Source organism: Pseudarthrobacter sp. Y6 (assembly GCF_050156205.1).
Classification (GTDB): domain Bacteria; phylum Actinomycetota; class Actinomycetes; order Actinomycetales; family Micrococcaceae; genus Arthrobacter.
Genome location: NZ_CP189574.1, coordinates 3333808 through 3347168 on the forward strand (window position 1 = coordinate 3333808; position 13361 = coordinate 3347168).

Annotated in this window: 14 protein-coding genes, 1 tRNA gene and 1 pseudogene; 9 read left to right on the top strand and 7 right to left on the bottom strand. The window is 65.7% G+C overall.

Annotated elements, in window-relative coordinates:
- The first annotated feature begins 5 nt into the window (after positions 1-5).
- Both ACQCSW_RS15960 and ACQCSW_RS15965 read left to right on the top strand, forming a co-directional pair.
- A complete protein-coding gene (locus ACQCSW_RS15960; RefSeq protein ID WP_426987393.1) occupies positions 6-944 on the top strand; it encodes an ABC transporter ATP-binding protein in 939 nt (312 codons plus the stop codon).
- Positions 941-1741, top strand: coding sequence for an ABC transporter permease subunit (locus tag ACQCSW_RS15965; RefSeq protein WP_426987395.1), 801 nt, complete (start codon positions 941-943; stop codon positions 1739-1741). Before ACQCSW_RS15960 ends, ACQCSW_RS15965 begins: the two co-directional genes overlap by 4 nt.
- Before the next feature lie 19 nt (positions 1742-1760).
- Here the strand turns inward: ACQCSW_RS15965 and ACQCSW_RS15970 are convergent, their stop codons facing one another.
- Positions 1761-2330 (bottom strand): acyl-CoA thioesterase, encoded by a 570-nt coding sequence (locus ACQCSW_RS15970; protein ID WP_426987397.1) that lies wholly within the window; start codon positions 2328-2330, stop codon positions 1761-1763.
- Positions 2331-2400: 70 nt separating this feature from the next.
- On the opposite strand from ACQCSW_RS15970, the pseudogene ACQCSW_RS15975 reads away from it, so the two are divergent.
- Both ACQCSW_RS15975 and ACQCSW_RS15980 read left to right on the top strand, forming a co-directional pair.
- A pseudogene (locus ACQCSW_RS15975) lies at positions 2401-2958 on the top strand (potassium channel family protein); the annotation flags it as partial.
- A gap of 415 nt (positions 2959-3373) precedes the next feature.
- Positions 3374-4354 (top strand): LysM peptidoglycan-binding domain-containing protein, encoded by a 981-nt coding sequence (locus tag ACQCSW_RS15980; protein ID WP_426987399.1) that lies wholly within the window; start codon positions 3374-3376, stop codon positions 4352-4354.
- A gap of 105 nt (positions 4355-4459) precedes the next feature.
- Here ACQCSW_RS15980 and ACQCSW_RS15985 read toward each other — a convergent pair whose 3' ends face one another.
- The 3 genes from ACQCSW_RS15985 to ACQCSW_RS15995 form a co-directional block, all read right to left on the bottom strand.
- A complete protein-coding gene (locus tag ACQCSW_RS15985; protein WP_426987401.1) occupies positions 4460-4891 on the bottom strand; it encodes a CBS domain-containing protein in 432 nt (143 codons plus the stop codon).
- Positions 4892-5091: 200 nt separating this feature from the next.
- Positions 5092-5173: transfer RNA gene (locus ACQCSW_RS15990), tRNA-Tyr, on the bottom strand.
- A gap of 181 nt (positions 5174-5354) precedes the next feature.
- Positions 5355-5609: a hypothetical protein gene (locus tag ACQCSW_RS15995; protein ID WP_426987403.1), complete on the bottom strand. Its 255-nt coding sequence runs from the start codon at positions 5607-5609 to the stop codon at positions 5355-5357.
- Between the two features lie 190 nt (positions 5610-5799).
- Here ACQCSW_RS15995 and ACQCSW_RS16000 point away from each other — a divergent pair, with 190 nt between their 5' ends.
- Positions 5800-6288 (top strand): YajQ family cyclic di-GMP-binding protein, encoded by a 489-nt coding sequence (locus ACQCSW_RS16000; RefSeq protein WP_426987405.1) that lies wholly within the window; start codon positions 5800-5802, stop codon positions 6286-6288.
- Positions 6289-6451: 163 nt separating this feature from the next.
- On the opposite strand, the gene htpX is transcribed toward ACQCSW_RS16000, so the two are convergent.
- Together htpX and ACQCSW_RS16010 are read right to left on the bottom strand one after the other, a co-directional pair.
- A complete protein-coding gene (gene htpX / locus ACQCSW_RS16005) occupies positions 6452-7318 on the bottom strand; it encodes a zinc metalloprotease HtpX (RefSeq protein ID WP_426987407.1) in 867 nt (288 codons plus the stop codon).
- Positions 7319-7382: 64 nt separating this feature from the next.
- Positions 7383-8654, bottom strand: coding sequence for an MFS transporter (locus tag ACQCSW_RS16010; RefSeq protein ID WP_426987409.1), 1272 nt, complete (start codon positions 8652-8654; stop codon positions 7383-7385).
- Positions 8655-8732: 78 nt separating this feature from the next.
- Between ACQCSW_RS16010 and ACQCSW_RS16015 the strand changes: the two genes are divergently transcribed.
- The 4 genes from ACQCSW_RS16015 (at position 8733) to ACQCSW_RS16030 (ending at position 12294) form a co-directional block, all read left to right on the top strand.
- Positions 8733-9527 (top strand): hypothetical protein, encoded by a 795-nt coding sequence (locus tag ACQCSW_RS16015; RefSeq protein WP_426987411.1) that lies wholly within the window; start codon positions 8733-8735, stop codon positions 9525-9527.
- Between the two features lie 30 nt (positions 9528-9557).
- A complete protein-coding gene (locus tag ACQCSW_RS16020) occupies positions 9558-10043 on the top strand; it encodes a Fur family transcriptional regulator (protein ID WP_354252774.1) in 486 nt (161 codons plus the stop codon).
- 7 nt (positions 10044-10050) lie between these two features.
- The gene (locus tag ACQCSW_RS16025; RefSeq protein ID WP_426987413.1) at positions 10051-11538 is read left to right on the top strand and encodes a catalase; all 1488 of its coding nucleotides are present in this window, start codon (positions 10051-10053) and stop codon (positions 11536-11538) included.
- Positions 11539-11658: 120 nt separating this feature from the next.
- Positions 11659-12294 carry a DUF2461 domain-containing protein gene (locus tag ACQCSW_RS16030; protein ID WP_426987415.1) on the top strand — a complete coding sequence of 212 codons (636 nt, stop codon included), beginning with the start codon at positions 11659-11661 and terminating at the stop codon, positions 12292-12294.
- Between the two features lie 22 nt (positions 12295-12316).
- Here the strand turns inward: ACQCSW_RS16030 and ACQCSW_RS16035 are convergent, their stop codons facing one another.
- Entirely contained in the window at positions 12317-13246 is a 930-nt protein-coding gene (locus ACQCSW_RS16035) for a PfkB family carbohydrate kinase (protein ID WP_426987417.1), read from the bottom strand.
- Between the last annotated feature and the right edge of the window lie 115 nt (positions 13247-13361).

Sequence of the window (13361 nt, forward strand, 5' to 3'; positions counted from 1 at the left end):
GGTTCATGGCCCAGGCTATCTCCGCCCGGTCCCTCACCAAGAAATTCGGCCCGCGCTGGGCGCTCCACGGGGTGGATTTCAGCGTTGAGGTGGGCTCCGTGTTCGGCGTGATCGGCCCCAACGGCGCAGGCAAGACCACCACCATGCGCTGCCTCCTGGACATCATCCGCCCCACCTCCGGGGAGGTCCGCGTCCTGGGCAAGGATCCGCGGGCTGGAGGCCCGGAGCTCCGCAGGCGGATCGGTTACCTTCCGGGCGAGCTGTTCCTCGAGGGCCGTGTCACGGGCCGGACACTCCTGGCCCACTACCAGGCCATCAGCGGTCCGGTGGCCCCGGGCAGGATCGATGGCCTCGCCGAACGGCTTGGGCTGGACCTGGACCGCCACACGCGCAAACTGTCCAAAGGCAACAAGCAGAAGCTCGGCCTGCTCCAGGCGTTTATGCACGATCCCGAGCTCCTGGTCCTCGATGAGCCCACCAGTGGCCTGGATCCGCTGGTCCAGCAGGAATTCCATGCGATGGTCCGCGAGGCGCAGCACAAGGGCCAGACCATCTTCCTCAGCTCCCATGTCCTCAGCGAGGTCCAGCAGACGGCCGACACAGTAGCGATTCTCCGGGATGGCCGGATCATCGCCGTCGAGTCCGTGAGCGGGCTTCGGGAAGGTGCGGTGCGCCGGGTCCGGTTCACCGCGAACGGAATAACAGCGCACGACGCCGGCGCGCTGCTGGATGGGGTGCCCGGCGTCGGGCACGTAGAGGTGCTGGATTCCGACGGCAGCATCACCCTTTCGGCCACCGTGGAGGGGGCCATCCAGCCGCTGGTCAGGGCCCTTGGCGCCCTGGAGCTTACGGACCTGGTGCTGGAGGAACCGGATCTTGAGGAGGCTGTGCTGAAGATGTATTCAAGTCCCGCAGACACGGACCAGCGGGAGGCCGCGCGATGAGCACCACCCTGCCGCTGTTCCGCCGGGCCTTCTTTGATTCCTGGCGCTCCACGGTGGCGTGGGCCGCCGGCCTGGCCGCCGCCACGTTCCTCTACCTGCCGCTGTACCCGTCCATCGGCGGGAGCGCGCAGATGCAGGACATGATCGATGCCCTCCCGGCCGAGATGACCAAGGCGCTGAACTACGACCAGATCGCCACCGGTCCCGGGTATACCCAGGCCACGCTGTTCGGGCTGATCGGCTTCCTGCTGATGACCATCGCTTCCGTGGGGTGGGGTGCGGCCGCGGTGGGCGGCGACGAGGAATCCGGCCAGCTGGAGCTGACCCTCGCCCACGGGGTGACCCGCGTGCAGGTGGTGTTGGAGCGCGCACTTTCCCTGTTCCTGCGCGTGGTGCTGCTCGCGGCCCTGGTCTTAATGCTGGTCCGGCTGCTCAATGATTCGGCGCAGCTGGCCATCCGGCCCGAGAACCTCTTCGGCGCAGCAGTGCTGTTTGCCGGGCTGGCATTGCTGAGCGGAACGGCCGCGCTATGCGCCGGGGCCGTGTCCGGCCGGCGGACGTACGGACTGGCCGCCGGAGCGGCCGTCGGCGTTCTTGGCTATGTCTTCAACGCCGTCGGCCGGCAGAGCGAGAACGTGGAGTGGCTGCTGAACCTGAGCCCGTACCACTGGGCTTACGGGAATTCACCGGTGGCCAACGGCGCGGACTGGGCTGCGGCCGGGTGGCTCTGGGGAATTTCGGCAGCTCTGGTGGCCGTGGCCGCGTTCGCGGTGGACAGGCGCGACGTCGGCACGTAGCCTTCCGGGTGACCGACGGTCAGGCCTTGGTTTCCCGGGTGAGGTTGTCCCAAAGATGAGGCGCCGGCGTCCGGCTGCCGGGCAGGGCGTTGGTCTCGCGCCACTCGTGGATCCATTCGGGCAGCACCATGTCCACCGGAGGCTGCCCGAACTCGCGCAGGATCTCCTCCTGGCTCACCGGCCTGCCCTTGCTGACTAGGCGGGTGGCGATGTAGGCACGCGCGTATATCTCGCCGTCGGACACCATGCGCTGCTCAAAGTAGATGGCCTTGGCATCCAGGCCGATGATCTTTGTCTCGATGGTGTAGTGCTGCCACAGCTGCAGCGACTTCCGGAAGGCGATGGTCTCCCCCGCCGCCACCGGGCTCCAGCCGTGCCGGCGCATCAACTTCCACACCCCGCTGCGGACCATCAGGTCGAACCGGCCCAGGTCCATCAGGGAAAAGTACATGCCGTTGTTGACGTGCATGGCGATGTCGATGTCGGTGGGCAGGACGCGCAGCGGCAGGGACGAGGTATCCCAGATGGTCAGCGCGGAGCGGCGGGCGGACGTGAACAGCATCAGGAGGGTGCGCAGAAGCAGGTGCATGCGTCAATGTTACCCGGCAGTAACTTGCTGACAAGTCCGCAGGACCGGGCAGCCACGCAGGATGTGGCGCATGACGCAACAACGCTACCGGGACCTCGCCGAGTGGCCGCTAATGGCGACGGCGCTGGTGTTCCGGGCGGCGTATGCGTGGCAGGTGATCGGCCGCGTCGAGGGCAGCGGCGCGGTATGGCTTGAGACGGTTATGTGGCTGACGTGGGGTATTTTCGCCCTTGACTACGCCGCGAACCTGCGGCTGGCCACGGACCGCCGCCGCTGGTTCCTCTGGAACCTGCACGAACTTCTGATCGTGGCCCTTCCGTTCTTCCGGCCGCTGCGCATCCTCCGGCTGGTCACGCTGCTTTCAGTGCTGCACCGAACCATCGGCGAGACCCTCAGGGGCCGGGTGGTCACGTACGTGGCCGGGTCAGCGGCGCTCCGGGTATTTGTCGGCGCGCTGGCGGTGCTCGACGTTGAACAGTCCGCCCCGGACGCCAAGATCCTGACGTTCGGCGACGCCCTTTGGTGGGCCATCACCACCATCACCGCTGTTGGGTATGGCGACATGTACGCCGTGACGCCGATCGGCCGGCTGGTGGCCTCGGCGCTGATGATGAGCGGCATTCCCGTGCGGCGCGAGGTGGCCGAGCTCAAGGACCGCCCAACGTTGTAGAAATGTCCAGCGGTCCGGGCCGCTGGTCACCGAGTAGTCGCCGCCAAGAACCCCGAGTAGATGCCGCCGCGGGGCCAAGTATTCGGCGGAAAAATTCAGGTAACGCCTACTCGTGCCGCGGCTCTCCGGGCTTCCTAGACTCGAAATTCCTAGGGCCAAACAAAGTTGCCGGCGCATCCTCCGAGCTGGGGTGGATGATGCCGCTTCATAGCGGAGCATCCGTATCTTCTGGGTATGCGGGCGCTCCCATCATGCGCTTCCGCGCGGTTCCGACCGGGACCGCGCAGCGCATCACACCTCGATCCGTCCCGCATGTGGAGTTCGCGGCGGCCTTGCCGCCACAGCTGCGGGGCCAACCTGCGACGGGCCACCCATGTACCAGTTGACCGCAAAGACTTCCGAACCACCCCGCCGAAATTTCGAAACCGACGTCCCGCGGGCCGATCTCCTGACGGGCCGCCGGCCGATCAGCAACAGGCTGTGGGCAGGCATGGCCACAGCGGCTGTGATTTCCGCCTTCGGCGTCGGCGCGTTGGCCGGTCCCGTCCCCACGGTGGAGGTGTCCACGCCACCGGAAGCGGTGACGACGGCGGCGTCTCCAGTTGTGCGGATTGCCCGGCCTTTGGCCGCGGTGCCCCTGGATGCGCCCTATGTTGGGTCCGTTGAGTTTGGCAGTGCAGGAGCTGGCACCGCGCAGCCGCCGGTCGCAGCTGCAGTGCCGCCGTCGGCTCCGGCCGAGGCTGCCCCACCACCAGCTCCGGCACCCGCGGCCGACCCCAACCTCTACACAGTGGTTCCCGGCGACACGGTGGGTGGGATCGCGGCCACGTACGGCGTTGACACGAACGCGATGCTGGCCGCCAATGGGCTCGGCTTTTACAGCATCATCGTCCCGGGTCAGACGCTGAAGCTGACGGGACCCGCCGTCGAGGTTTCCGCTCCAGCCCCGGCTCCGGCAGGGGCTGCACCCGTTGCTGCTTCACCGGCCTACGCCCCCGCCCCGGCGCCTGTCCAGGCCGCGCCCGCTGTCCGCACCATCTATGTCGCGGGCGCTGGCGGACAGGCCATGTTGGACGCCTGCATCGGGCCAATCCACTACACGCCAAACGACGGCTACTCGCTCTTTATCACGGAGCACGACTTCTGCGGCGGGTGGGCGCGTTTCTCCGGCATCGGCGTGGGCGAGACCGTCAGCATTCCGGGCTACGGGACGTACACAGCGACAGCGAGGGGCCAGGTCCCTAACCCGGGAACCACCAACGATGTCATCGCAGTGTTCGGCGGGTTCCCCCGGGCCATCCTGCAGACCTGCATCCCCGGGACCAACCAGATGCTGCTGATCGCACTGAACTAGGCTCCGGTCCAGCCGGGTACGCGGCCCAGCATTTCCGAAGCTTGTTCGCGGTTCCGAACCTTCAAGGCAAGGAGCCGCGAACAAGGCCATGCGGGAATTGTCTGACTATGCAGACATCGGGTGGCGTTCCGAAATGTGCTCCACCAGTTCGCCCACGCGCTCCTCGGAGTAGTTGCGCGCAATGTCGCCCTGGCTGATGATGCCGACCAACTTATGGTCGGCGATGACCGGGAGCCGCCGGATTTGGTGCCTTTCCATGATGTCGATGGCGGCATCAACGTTGGCATCGGCGTCAACCCAGTGGGGGCTGCCTGTGGCGAGGTCGCGCGCCATCATCTCGCGGGGATCACGGCCGGCAGCAACGCACTTGAGCACGATGTCACGGTCGGTGATCATGCCCTTCAACTTGCCGTCATCACCGCAGATCGGCAGCGATCCGCAGTCCAGATCCAACATCATCCGAGCGGCATCTGCGAGGGACTGATGCTCCTTAATACACTGTGCATCCGTGGTCATGAATTCACGTACAACGCTCATTGGTTCTCCTTCATCGATTGATGTATCGACGCGGGGCATCGGGACACGTGCGCCGATGTTGCCAGCCTACGCCGGGGCTAACGCTGCTGTCGACGACGGTTCCTCCCCTTGTTTTTGCGCTGCCGCCAACATTCCAAGAGCCGGCCTCAGGGCACAAAAAAGCCTCCGGAACCTGGTGGTTCCGGAGGCTTCTCCTTGGGTGGCAGATGAGGGATTCGAACCCCCGTAGGCGTTGCCAGCTGATTTACAGTCAGCCCCCTTTGGCCGCTCGGGTAATCTGCCGAACTTCAAAAGAAGATCACCCCCGGCTGCAGTGTTCGGAACGTCCGTTTCCGGGCCGTTCCGCTTCCAGTAACCGCGGGCAAGACAACTTTACAGAACTTCTGCCGAAGAATCGAATCGAGGTGGCAGACCCATGAAAACGCTGCCAGAAGCCCCGCAATTCCGCGGAAAACGCGGGGACTTAGGCCTCGCCGAGAATCCGTCCGGCCAGCCTTGCCTCGAACTTCACTGCCTGCGCCTCGGTGATCTGGTTCAGCTGGACCGCCCGCAGCAGATCCTCACTCACACCGTCCATGCGGGCCGAGGCATCCGGGACAGGGCTGAAGATGATGGAGCCTGCCAGGGCTGCGGCGGCAACGGACGTGGCAGCGGTGGCAACCGCTCCGGCAGCTGCGGCTGTGGTTCGGGTGACGTACTGGATGGCGGTGCCTTGCATGACTTCCCTTTCGAGCTTCTTCCAACTCGTTCAACTCTCGCCTGCCCGGCTTCGTTCCCGCAGTGCGTCCGCTATGAGGGAACTGTGAATCCGCAACCATGCCACGGCCGGGCATCCGTATTAGGCTGGAATGCAGAGATCCACGCCCTGCAGAGCCAATTTCAGGGCACCCACCGGCACAAGGAGCATCATGGCAGGCGAGTCAACGTTCGACGTCGTAAGCAAAGTGGACAAGCAGGAAGTGGCCAATGCGCTGAACCAGGCACAGAAGGAACTGGTCCAGCGCTACGACTTCAAGGGCGTTGGCGCCGATGTCGATTTCAGCGGCGAGAAGATCCTGATGAAGGCGAACTCTGAGGAACGCGTCCTGGCCGTGCTGGACGTGCTCCAGTCCAAGCTGATCCGCCGCGGCATCTCCCTGAAGTCCCTGGACACCGGTGAGCCGTACCCATCCGGCAAGGAATTCCGCCTGGAAGCCTCCATCAAGGAAGGCATCGAGCAGGACCTGGCCAAGAAGATCAACAAGCTGATCCGCGATGAGGGGCCCAAGGGCGTCAAGTCCCAGATCCAGGGCGACGAACTCCGTGTCTCGTCCAAGTCCCGCGATGACCTGCAGGCCACCATGGCACTGCTGAAGGGCTTCGACGAGGCGGACCTGCAGTTCGTCAACTTCCGCTAGCTACCAAACCTTCGTTTTCGAGGCGCAAAAATTCTGCCGCTGGCAAAAGACGCCGGCGCTACCTGAATTCCGGTAGCGCCGGCGTCTTTGCGTGTCCCGGGTGATTTTCAGTGTCGCCAAATGAGGAAGTACGACGGCGGCGCTTCTGTCAGTTCAGCCGTCCTCAGTTCAGCGGCCGGCCGGCAATCCGTTCCAGCCGCGCAATCCTGTCCTTCATCGGCGGGTGGGTGGCGAACAGCTTGGTCATCGCCCCGCCGCGGAACGGATTGGCGATCATCAGGTGCGAGGTGTTGACCAGCTTCTGCTCCTGCGGCAGCGGCGCGATCCGGACGCCCTGCTCAATCTTGCGCAGGGCTGAGGCGAGCGCCAGCGGATCGCCAGTGAGCTGCGAGCCGTCCTCGTCGGCGTCGTACTCCCTGGTCCGGGAGATGGCGAGCTGGATCAGGGATGCCGCAAACGGTGCCAAAAGCGCCATCGCCAGCATCGCCAGCGGGTTGGAGTTGCGCCGGTCGCCGCCGAAGAACAGCAGCATCTGGCCCACGGACGTGATGACGCCGGCCACCGCGGCCGCCACGGAGGACGTGAGGATGTCCCGGTTGTACACGTGCATCAGCTCGTGCCCCAGGACCCCGCGCAGCTCGCGGGCATCCAGCAGCTGCAGAATCCCCTCGGTGCAGCACACGGCGGCGTTTTTGGGGTTCCGGCCCGTGGCGAACGCGTTCGGGTTCATGGTGGGTGAGAGGTAGATGCGCGGCATCGGCTGGTTGGCCCGGACCGAGAGTTCCCGGACAATCTGGTACAGCTGTGGCGCCTGCGCCTCCGTGACGGGGTAGGCCTGCATGGAACGGATGGCGATCTTGTCGCTGTTCCAGTAGCCGTACGCCGTGGTGGCCACACCGATCAAGGCCATGATCCAGATGGGTGCCGAGCTGCGGGTATTGATCCCGATCAGGCCGCCCAGGCCCAGGAGCACCGCCCACAGTACGCCAAAGAGCGCCGCAGTTTTCAGGCCGTTGTAATGCTTGTGCACGTCCACTCCTCCACGTCGCCCTGACAAAGTTGCCCTGACAAAGTTGCCCCGACAAGGCATGGTCCTAAGGCACCGGGTCGCGGGCATCGTACGTCCGGAAGCCCGGCTGCAGCTGTGCCGCCAGCCAGGCCACCGCGACGCACAAAACCCCGCCCAACAGCAGGACCCAGCCCTCACTCAAAATCTTAGTCCCGCCGCCTGCCAGCAGGTCACCCACGCGCGGCCCACCGGCCACCACCACAATGAAGACCCCCTGGAGCCGTCCCCGCAGGTGGTCCGGCGCAGCGGCCTGCAGGATGGTGTTGCGGAAGACGGCGCTGATGGAGTCTGCGATTCCGGCCAGGGCGCAGCACAAAGCCGCAGGGACCAGCCAAAGGGTGGCCCCGCCGTCGTTCGTCCGTCCTGCCAGGAGCACCACCACGCCAAAGCCCGCAATGGATGCGCCCCAGCCCATCACCGACCACACCACGGCACTCCCCTGCCACCGGACATGGCCGAGCGGCCCGGAAAAGAGACCGGCCAGAAACGCGCCCACCGCGGTGGACGCCAGCAGGATGCCCACCGTGGCTTCGCCGCCGCCGATCATCAGCGCACCGATGGCGGGCATCAGCGCGCGCGGCTGGGCGAGGATCATGGCCACGAGGTCGATGATGAAGGTCATCCGCAGGTTGGGCCGGGTGCCCAGGAACCGGAACCCTTCGATCACGGACCGGATCCCTACCCGCCCGGCGCTTCCCGAAGGGGGCATGGACGGCAGTCGGAAGACTGCCCAGAGCACAAACGCGAAGCTGATGAAGTCGATGGTGTAGGTCCAGCCGAAGCCCACCCACGCCACCAGCACACCCGCCAGCAGTGGTCCCACAGTCATGGCCAGCCCGAACGAAATCATGCTGAGCGCATTGGCCGCGGGAAGCAGTTCCTTGCGGATAAGCGTGGGGATGATGGCACTGCGTGCCGGCTGGTTGATGGCCTGGGCGCCGCTTTGCAGCGCCACCAGGAGGTACAGGACCCAGACGTTTCCCAGCTGCAGCCAGGACTGCAGCGCGATCAGGCCGGTGGTCAGCCACAGGACAGAGGTTGCCAGGAGCGCCACCGTGCGGCGGTTGTGGGAGTCGGCGATGGACCCGCCCAGCAGGCCGCCGAACACCAACGGCACCAGCGCAAACACACCCAGCAGTCCCACATAGAAACTGTCCTGCGTGAGCCGGTACACCTCCAGGCTCACGGCCACCAGCGTGAGCTGGCTCCCCACGGCCGAGACGGCGGAACCCAGCCAGAGCCGGCGGAAGGCCGGGCTCTCCCGGAGCGGTGTGATATCGGCCAGCAGTTTCCCCACCTTGCAACCCTAATGGCGCAGCAGTGTCCTGTTCTGTCACACGCTTGGTATCCTCAGGCGGGGGAAAGGAGTTGGCTTATGAATGTGTCCAGGCGGCTGCTTTTTGCCTCGGCTTTCTGGGAGGTTGCCCGGCCCAGGACTGCCCTGAACGCCGGCCATCTCCTGATCCGGCTTACGAACCCGGCCATGGCGTTCGATCTCCGCTCGGCCGCTGACTGGCTGCACTGCCACAATATTGCCCGGCAGGCCCTCACCGACGTTCTGGGTGCCAGCCGCTGCACTGTGGTGTTTGCGCACAAGTGGCACCCTATCGGAGCGGCCATCGGCGAACCGGAGGCGGAGTCCTCCACCCCCACGTTCCACGTGTTCGGGCGCTGGGACGCCGAGCCGGTCACGCCCGGCGCACAGCTGCGCCTTCCCGTTCAGCGCCGGGTGCCGGCCGCAGCGGAAGAGCTCAAAGAGTACGACGGCGGTCTCCGCGCCGCCCTGCGCCGGCTGGCTGCGGAGCACGAAGCAGTCGCGAGATGGCATTTCGCGGCAATGTTGACCAGCGACACTGCCGCGAAATGCCATCTCGCGGATCTGGACCCAGAAATCGCTTCCCGGGCCCCGCAGTTCAAGGCCGGTGCGCACCACACGGTGCTCGCGCCGGCGTCGGGCGGACCCGGCCTGACCCCCGGCCACCTGCTGGCGCTGGCAGCGGCCGTACAGGGCCTGACCGATCGCCCCGGCGTGACGGGGCTGAGCTGCGTGGTGCCGGACCCCGGCACCGACGGGCTGGAAGTCCATGTCATGGGCCGCGCGGCAGGAGAATCGGTCAACCCCATGCAGGAATTCCTGGATTTACCGAAGGTAAGCCAAGCCTTATTGTGATCGACTCATAATAAGTGCTTCAATAGAGGTATGACGGATCACTTTGGCGGCCACGACGCATGGGCTGCCGCCCTGCGCGCCCACGGCCGCCGGGTGACCAAACAGCGGCTCGCCGTGCTGACCGCCGTCGAACATCACCCGCATTCCCCTGCGGAGTCCATCCTGGCCGCCGCGCGCGCCGAGCTCCCCGAGCTGACCGCACAATCGGTCTACGTGGTCCTCGGCGACCTGACCGACCTGCACATGCTGCGCCGCTTCGAGCCGCCGCATTCCCCCGCCCTGTATGAGACCCGGGTCGGTGACAACCACCACCACGCCATCTGCACCAGCTGCGGCCGCGTGGAGGACGTCGAATGCGCCGTCGGGCACGCGCCGTGCCTCACCCCGCACTGGGATGAGAACTCCAAGCCCATGACCATCCAGATTGCCGACGTGATGTACCAGGGCATCTGCCAGGACTGCCAAGAGTCCCAAAAACTTCCTTCTGAACGTCCCTCACAAGTAATCGAGAAATAGGAGAAAAATGACTGCGAACATCTCAACAACCCAGTCCGGCGCGCCCGTCACTTCCGACGCGCACGCAAAGTCCGTCGGTGCCGACGGCGCCATCGTCCTCACGGACCACTACCTGATCGAAAAGCTCGCCCAGTTCAACCGCGAGCGAGTGCCGGAGCGCGTAGTGCACGCCAAGGGCGGCGGCGCGTTCGGTACGTTCAAGGCCACCTCGGACATCTCGAAGTACACGAAGGCCGCGTTCCTGCAGCCGGGCGTTGAGACCGAGATGCTGATCCGTTTCTCCTCCGTGGCGGGCGAGAGCGGTTCCCCGGACACCTGGCGCGACCCCCGCGGTTTCGCCGTCAAGTTCTACACCTCCGAGGGCAACTACGACCTCGTGGGCAATAACACCCCCGTCTTCTTCATCCGCGACGGCATCAAGTTCCCGGACTTCATCCACTCCCAGAAGCGCCTCCCGGGCACCCACCTGCGCGACGCCGACATGCAGTGGGACTTCTGGACCCTGTCCCCCGAGTCCGCGCACCAGGTCACCTGGCTCATGGGCGACCGCGGCCTGCCGGCATCCTGGCGTGAAATGCAGGGCTACGGCTCGCACACATACCAGTGGATCAACGCCGAGGGCGAGCGCTTCTGGGTCAAGTACCACTTCCAGTCCAACCAGGGCGTCAAGACCATGTCCGGTGACCAGGCTGAAGAGCTGGCCGGCTCGGACGCGGACTTCTACATCCGCGACCTGCAGGACAACATCGCCGAGGGCAACTTCCCGTCCTGGGAACTGCACGTCCAGGTCATGCCGTACGAAGACGCCAAGGCCTACCGCTTCAACCCGTTCGACCTCACCAAGGTGTGGCCGCACTCGGACTACCCGCTGATCCACGTGGGCACCATGGAGCTGAACAAGAACCCGGAGAACTACTTCGCGCAGATCGAGCAGGCCACCTTCGCGCCGTCGAACTTCGTGCCGGGCATCGCTGCTTCGCCGGACAAGATGCTGCAGGCCCGCATCTTCTCCTACGCGGATGCACACCGTTACCGCGTGGGCACCAACCACGCCCAGATCCCGGTGAACCAGCCCAAGAACCAAGTCAACAACTACAGCCAGGACGGCGCCGGGCGTTACCACTTCAACGCCCCGTCCGTGCCGGTTTACGCCCCCAACTCCTTCAACGGCCCCGCTGCAGTTGAGCCGGCTTCCCCGGCCGGCGGCTGGGAGAACGACGGCGAGCTCACGCTCTCCGCACACTCCCTGCACGCCGAGGACGGCGACTTCGTCCAGGCCGGCACCCTGTACCGCGAGGTGTTCGACGACGGCGCCAAGGCCCGCCTGCTGGACACCATCACCGGTGCGGTGGGCGGCGTGAAGAACGCCGAGATCAAGGAACGCGCCATCCAGTACTGGACCAACGTGGACGCCGAACTCGGCGCGAAGCTGCGCGCCAACCTCGGTGCTGGGCTCGCTGACTCCGACGCTGAGGCTGCCAACAAGATCGGCTAGTTTTCCTGCCCTTGTGGTGAAACGTCCGCCCCGTCACGGTTTCCGTGGCGGGGCGGTCTTGTTTCCACATAGGGGGCGTTCCCTCTGGCTGGAGCTGTTGGCTGTCCCTAGGATCACTGCATGAGTACATTCGAGGGCATCCCCGCGGGGGCATTCGTGTTCTATGCCGAACTTGAGCACAACAACAACCGGGAGTGGTGGCTGGAGCACAAGGACAGCTACAACACTCTTGTGCGGGATCCGGTCACGGCGCTGCTGGCCGAACTGGAGCCGCGGTTCGGTCCGGGCAAGATCTTCCGGCCCAACCGGGACATCAGGTTCTCCCAGGACAAATCGCCCTACAAGACTGCCCAGGGTGCCTTCGCCTCGGCCCAGGAAGGCGTGGGGTATTACCTTCAGGTGAGCGCCGACGGCCTGTTGGTGGGCGGTGGCTACCATTCGCATACGCCGGCGCAGCTGGCCCGCTTCCGGAACTCGGTGGATGCGTCCGGGACCGGCGAATCGCTGCGGCACATCGTGGATACCGTGACTGCTGCGGGCTTTGCGGTGGAGGGCGAAAAGCTCAAGACAGTGCCGCGCGGTTTCGACAAGGACCATCCCCGGGCGGAGCTGCTGAAGCACAAGTCGCTGTCCGCCGGCATCGAGCTGGGCCAGCCGGAGTGGATGGACTCACCGGCCGCGGCGCAGGAAATCGCAGCGCTGTGGGACCAGCTGCGGCCCTTGGTGGACTGGGTCGGCCGGCACGCGGCGCCCTGACGCCGGACTTCCTGTAGATGGGTCATATCCCTATACGTGGGATAATTGGGGGCATGGAAGTTATTCCCACACCTGCGGCTCGGCGCTTGATGACCGCCTGGCTCGGCCCAAGGGCCGCAACCCGGCGGGCAAGCTCCAGGGAGTCCTCTGAAGCACCGACCGCAATCGCCGCTTCGTCGTCGCCGGCGAACACGACGTCAGTCTGAGCGATGAAGTTCCGGACGACCTCACGGGCCTCCTCGGCGGGCCACAGTGCGGCGCGGTAGTTGAGGTCGAAGGAGACCAGCACGCCTGCTTCGCGTGCAATATCCAGCGCACATTTCTCCCGCCCGGGCCGCCCCCGGCGACAGCGCGGGAGTGATGCCCGTGAGGTGCAGCAGCCGGGCGTTGGCAATCCGCTCGGCGGGGATGTCCTCCCGGGACAGCCGGGGCCCGCGCTTCCGGACCGGTGGTCCCAGACCTTGAGCTGGTCCATGGTGCGCCGCTCTTTGATCATGAGGCCGGTGGGTGCCGACTCGTCGCGCAGGGGGTCAACCATGATGCCCTCCGCGGCGAGCTCACGCAGGACGAGTTCGCCGAGGCTGTCGTTGCCGACGCGTCCCACCCATGTCACCGAGGTGCCCAAGCGCCGCAGGGCGATGGCAAAGTTGCTCTCGGAGCCGCCCATGCCCAGGCTGAGCGAGGACACCTGGGCCAGCGGACCAGGCTTCTCGGCCTTCATCAGGCCCATCGTTCCGCCGAGGGTCACGACGTCGGTGAAGGTCACCTTGTCCCCCTCGCCTGCACGGCATCTGACCAGGATGTCCACCTGCCGGCCCGCGAAGGCTTCCGCCGTGGCCGCGGCCACGGACTCTTCGCTCGCCAGGTCCACGTGAACCGCGGCGGCGCTGACGCCTGCCGCTTCCGCAGCGGCTGCCAGTTCCGGGGCCAACGCGCCGCGCTGGAGTGCCACGCATTGCCGTCGGGGTCGAGGACCGCCGATTTACTGCGAACAACATCGTTCTCAGCCACAGTAGAGGCGGGTTAAACGGCAGAGGCACCCTGCCACCAAAGGGGTGGACGGATGC

Bases quoted from the DNA above. Each gene is read 5' to 3' on its own strand.
- ACQCSW_RS15965 (WP_426987395.1), top strand. From the start codon at position 941: ATGAGCACCACCCTGCCGCTGTTCCGCCGGGCCTTCTTTGATTCCTGG.
- ACQCSW_RS16030 (WP_426987415.1), top strand. From the start codon at position 11,659: ATGAGTACATTCGAGGGCATCCCCGCGGGGGCATTCGTGTTCTATGCC.
- ACQCSW_RS16000 (WP_426987405.1), top strand. From the start codon at position 5,800: ATGGCAGGCGAGTCAACGTTCGACGTCGTAAGCAAAGTGGACAAGCAG.
- ACQCSW_RS15985 (WP_426987401.1), bottom strand. From the start codon at position 4,891: ATGAGCGTTGTACGTGAATTCATGACCACGGATGCACAGTGTATTAAG.
- ACQCSW_RS15995 (WP_426987403.1), bottom strand. From the start codon at position 5,609: ATGCAAGGCACCGCCATCCAGTACGTCACCCGAACCACAGCCGCAGCT.
- ACQCSW_RS15960 (WP_426987393.1), top strand. From the start codon at position 6: ATGGCCCAGGCTATCTCCGCCCGGTCCCTCACCAAGAAATTCGGCCCG.
- ACQCSW_RS15980 (WP_426987399.1), top strand. From the start codon at position 3,374: ATGTACCAGTTGACCGCAAAGACTTCCGAACCACCCCGCCGAAATTTC.
- ACQCSW_RS16025 (WP_426987413.1), top strand. From the start codon at position 10,051: ATGACTGCGAACATCTCAACAACCCAGTCCGGCGCGCCCGTCACTTCC.
- ACQCSW_RS15970 (WP_426987397.1), bottom strand. From the start codon at position 2,330: ATGCACCTGCTTCTGCGCACCCTCCTGATGCTGTTCACGTCCGCCCGC.
- ACQCSW_RS16020 (WP_354252774.1), top strand. From the start codon at position 9,558: ATGACGGATCACTTTGGCGGCCACGACGCATGGGCTGCCGCCCTGCGC.
- ACQCSW_RS16015 (WP_426987411.1), top strand. From the start codon at position 8,733: ATGAATGTGTCCAGGCGGCTGCTTTTTGCCTCGGCTTTCTGGGAGGTT.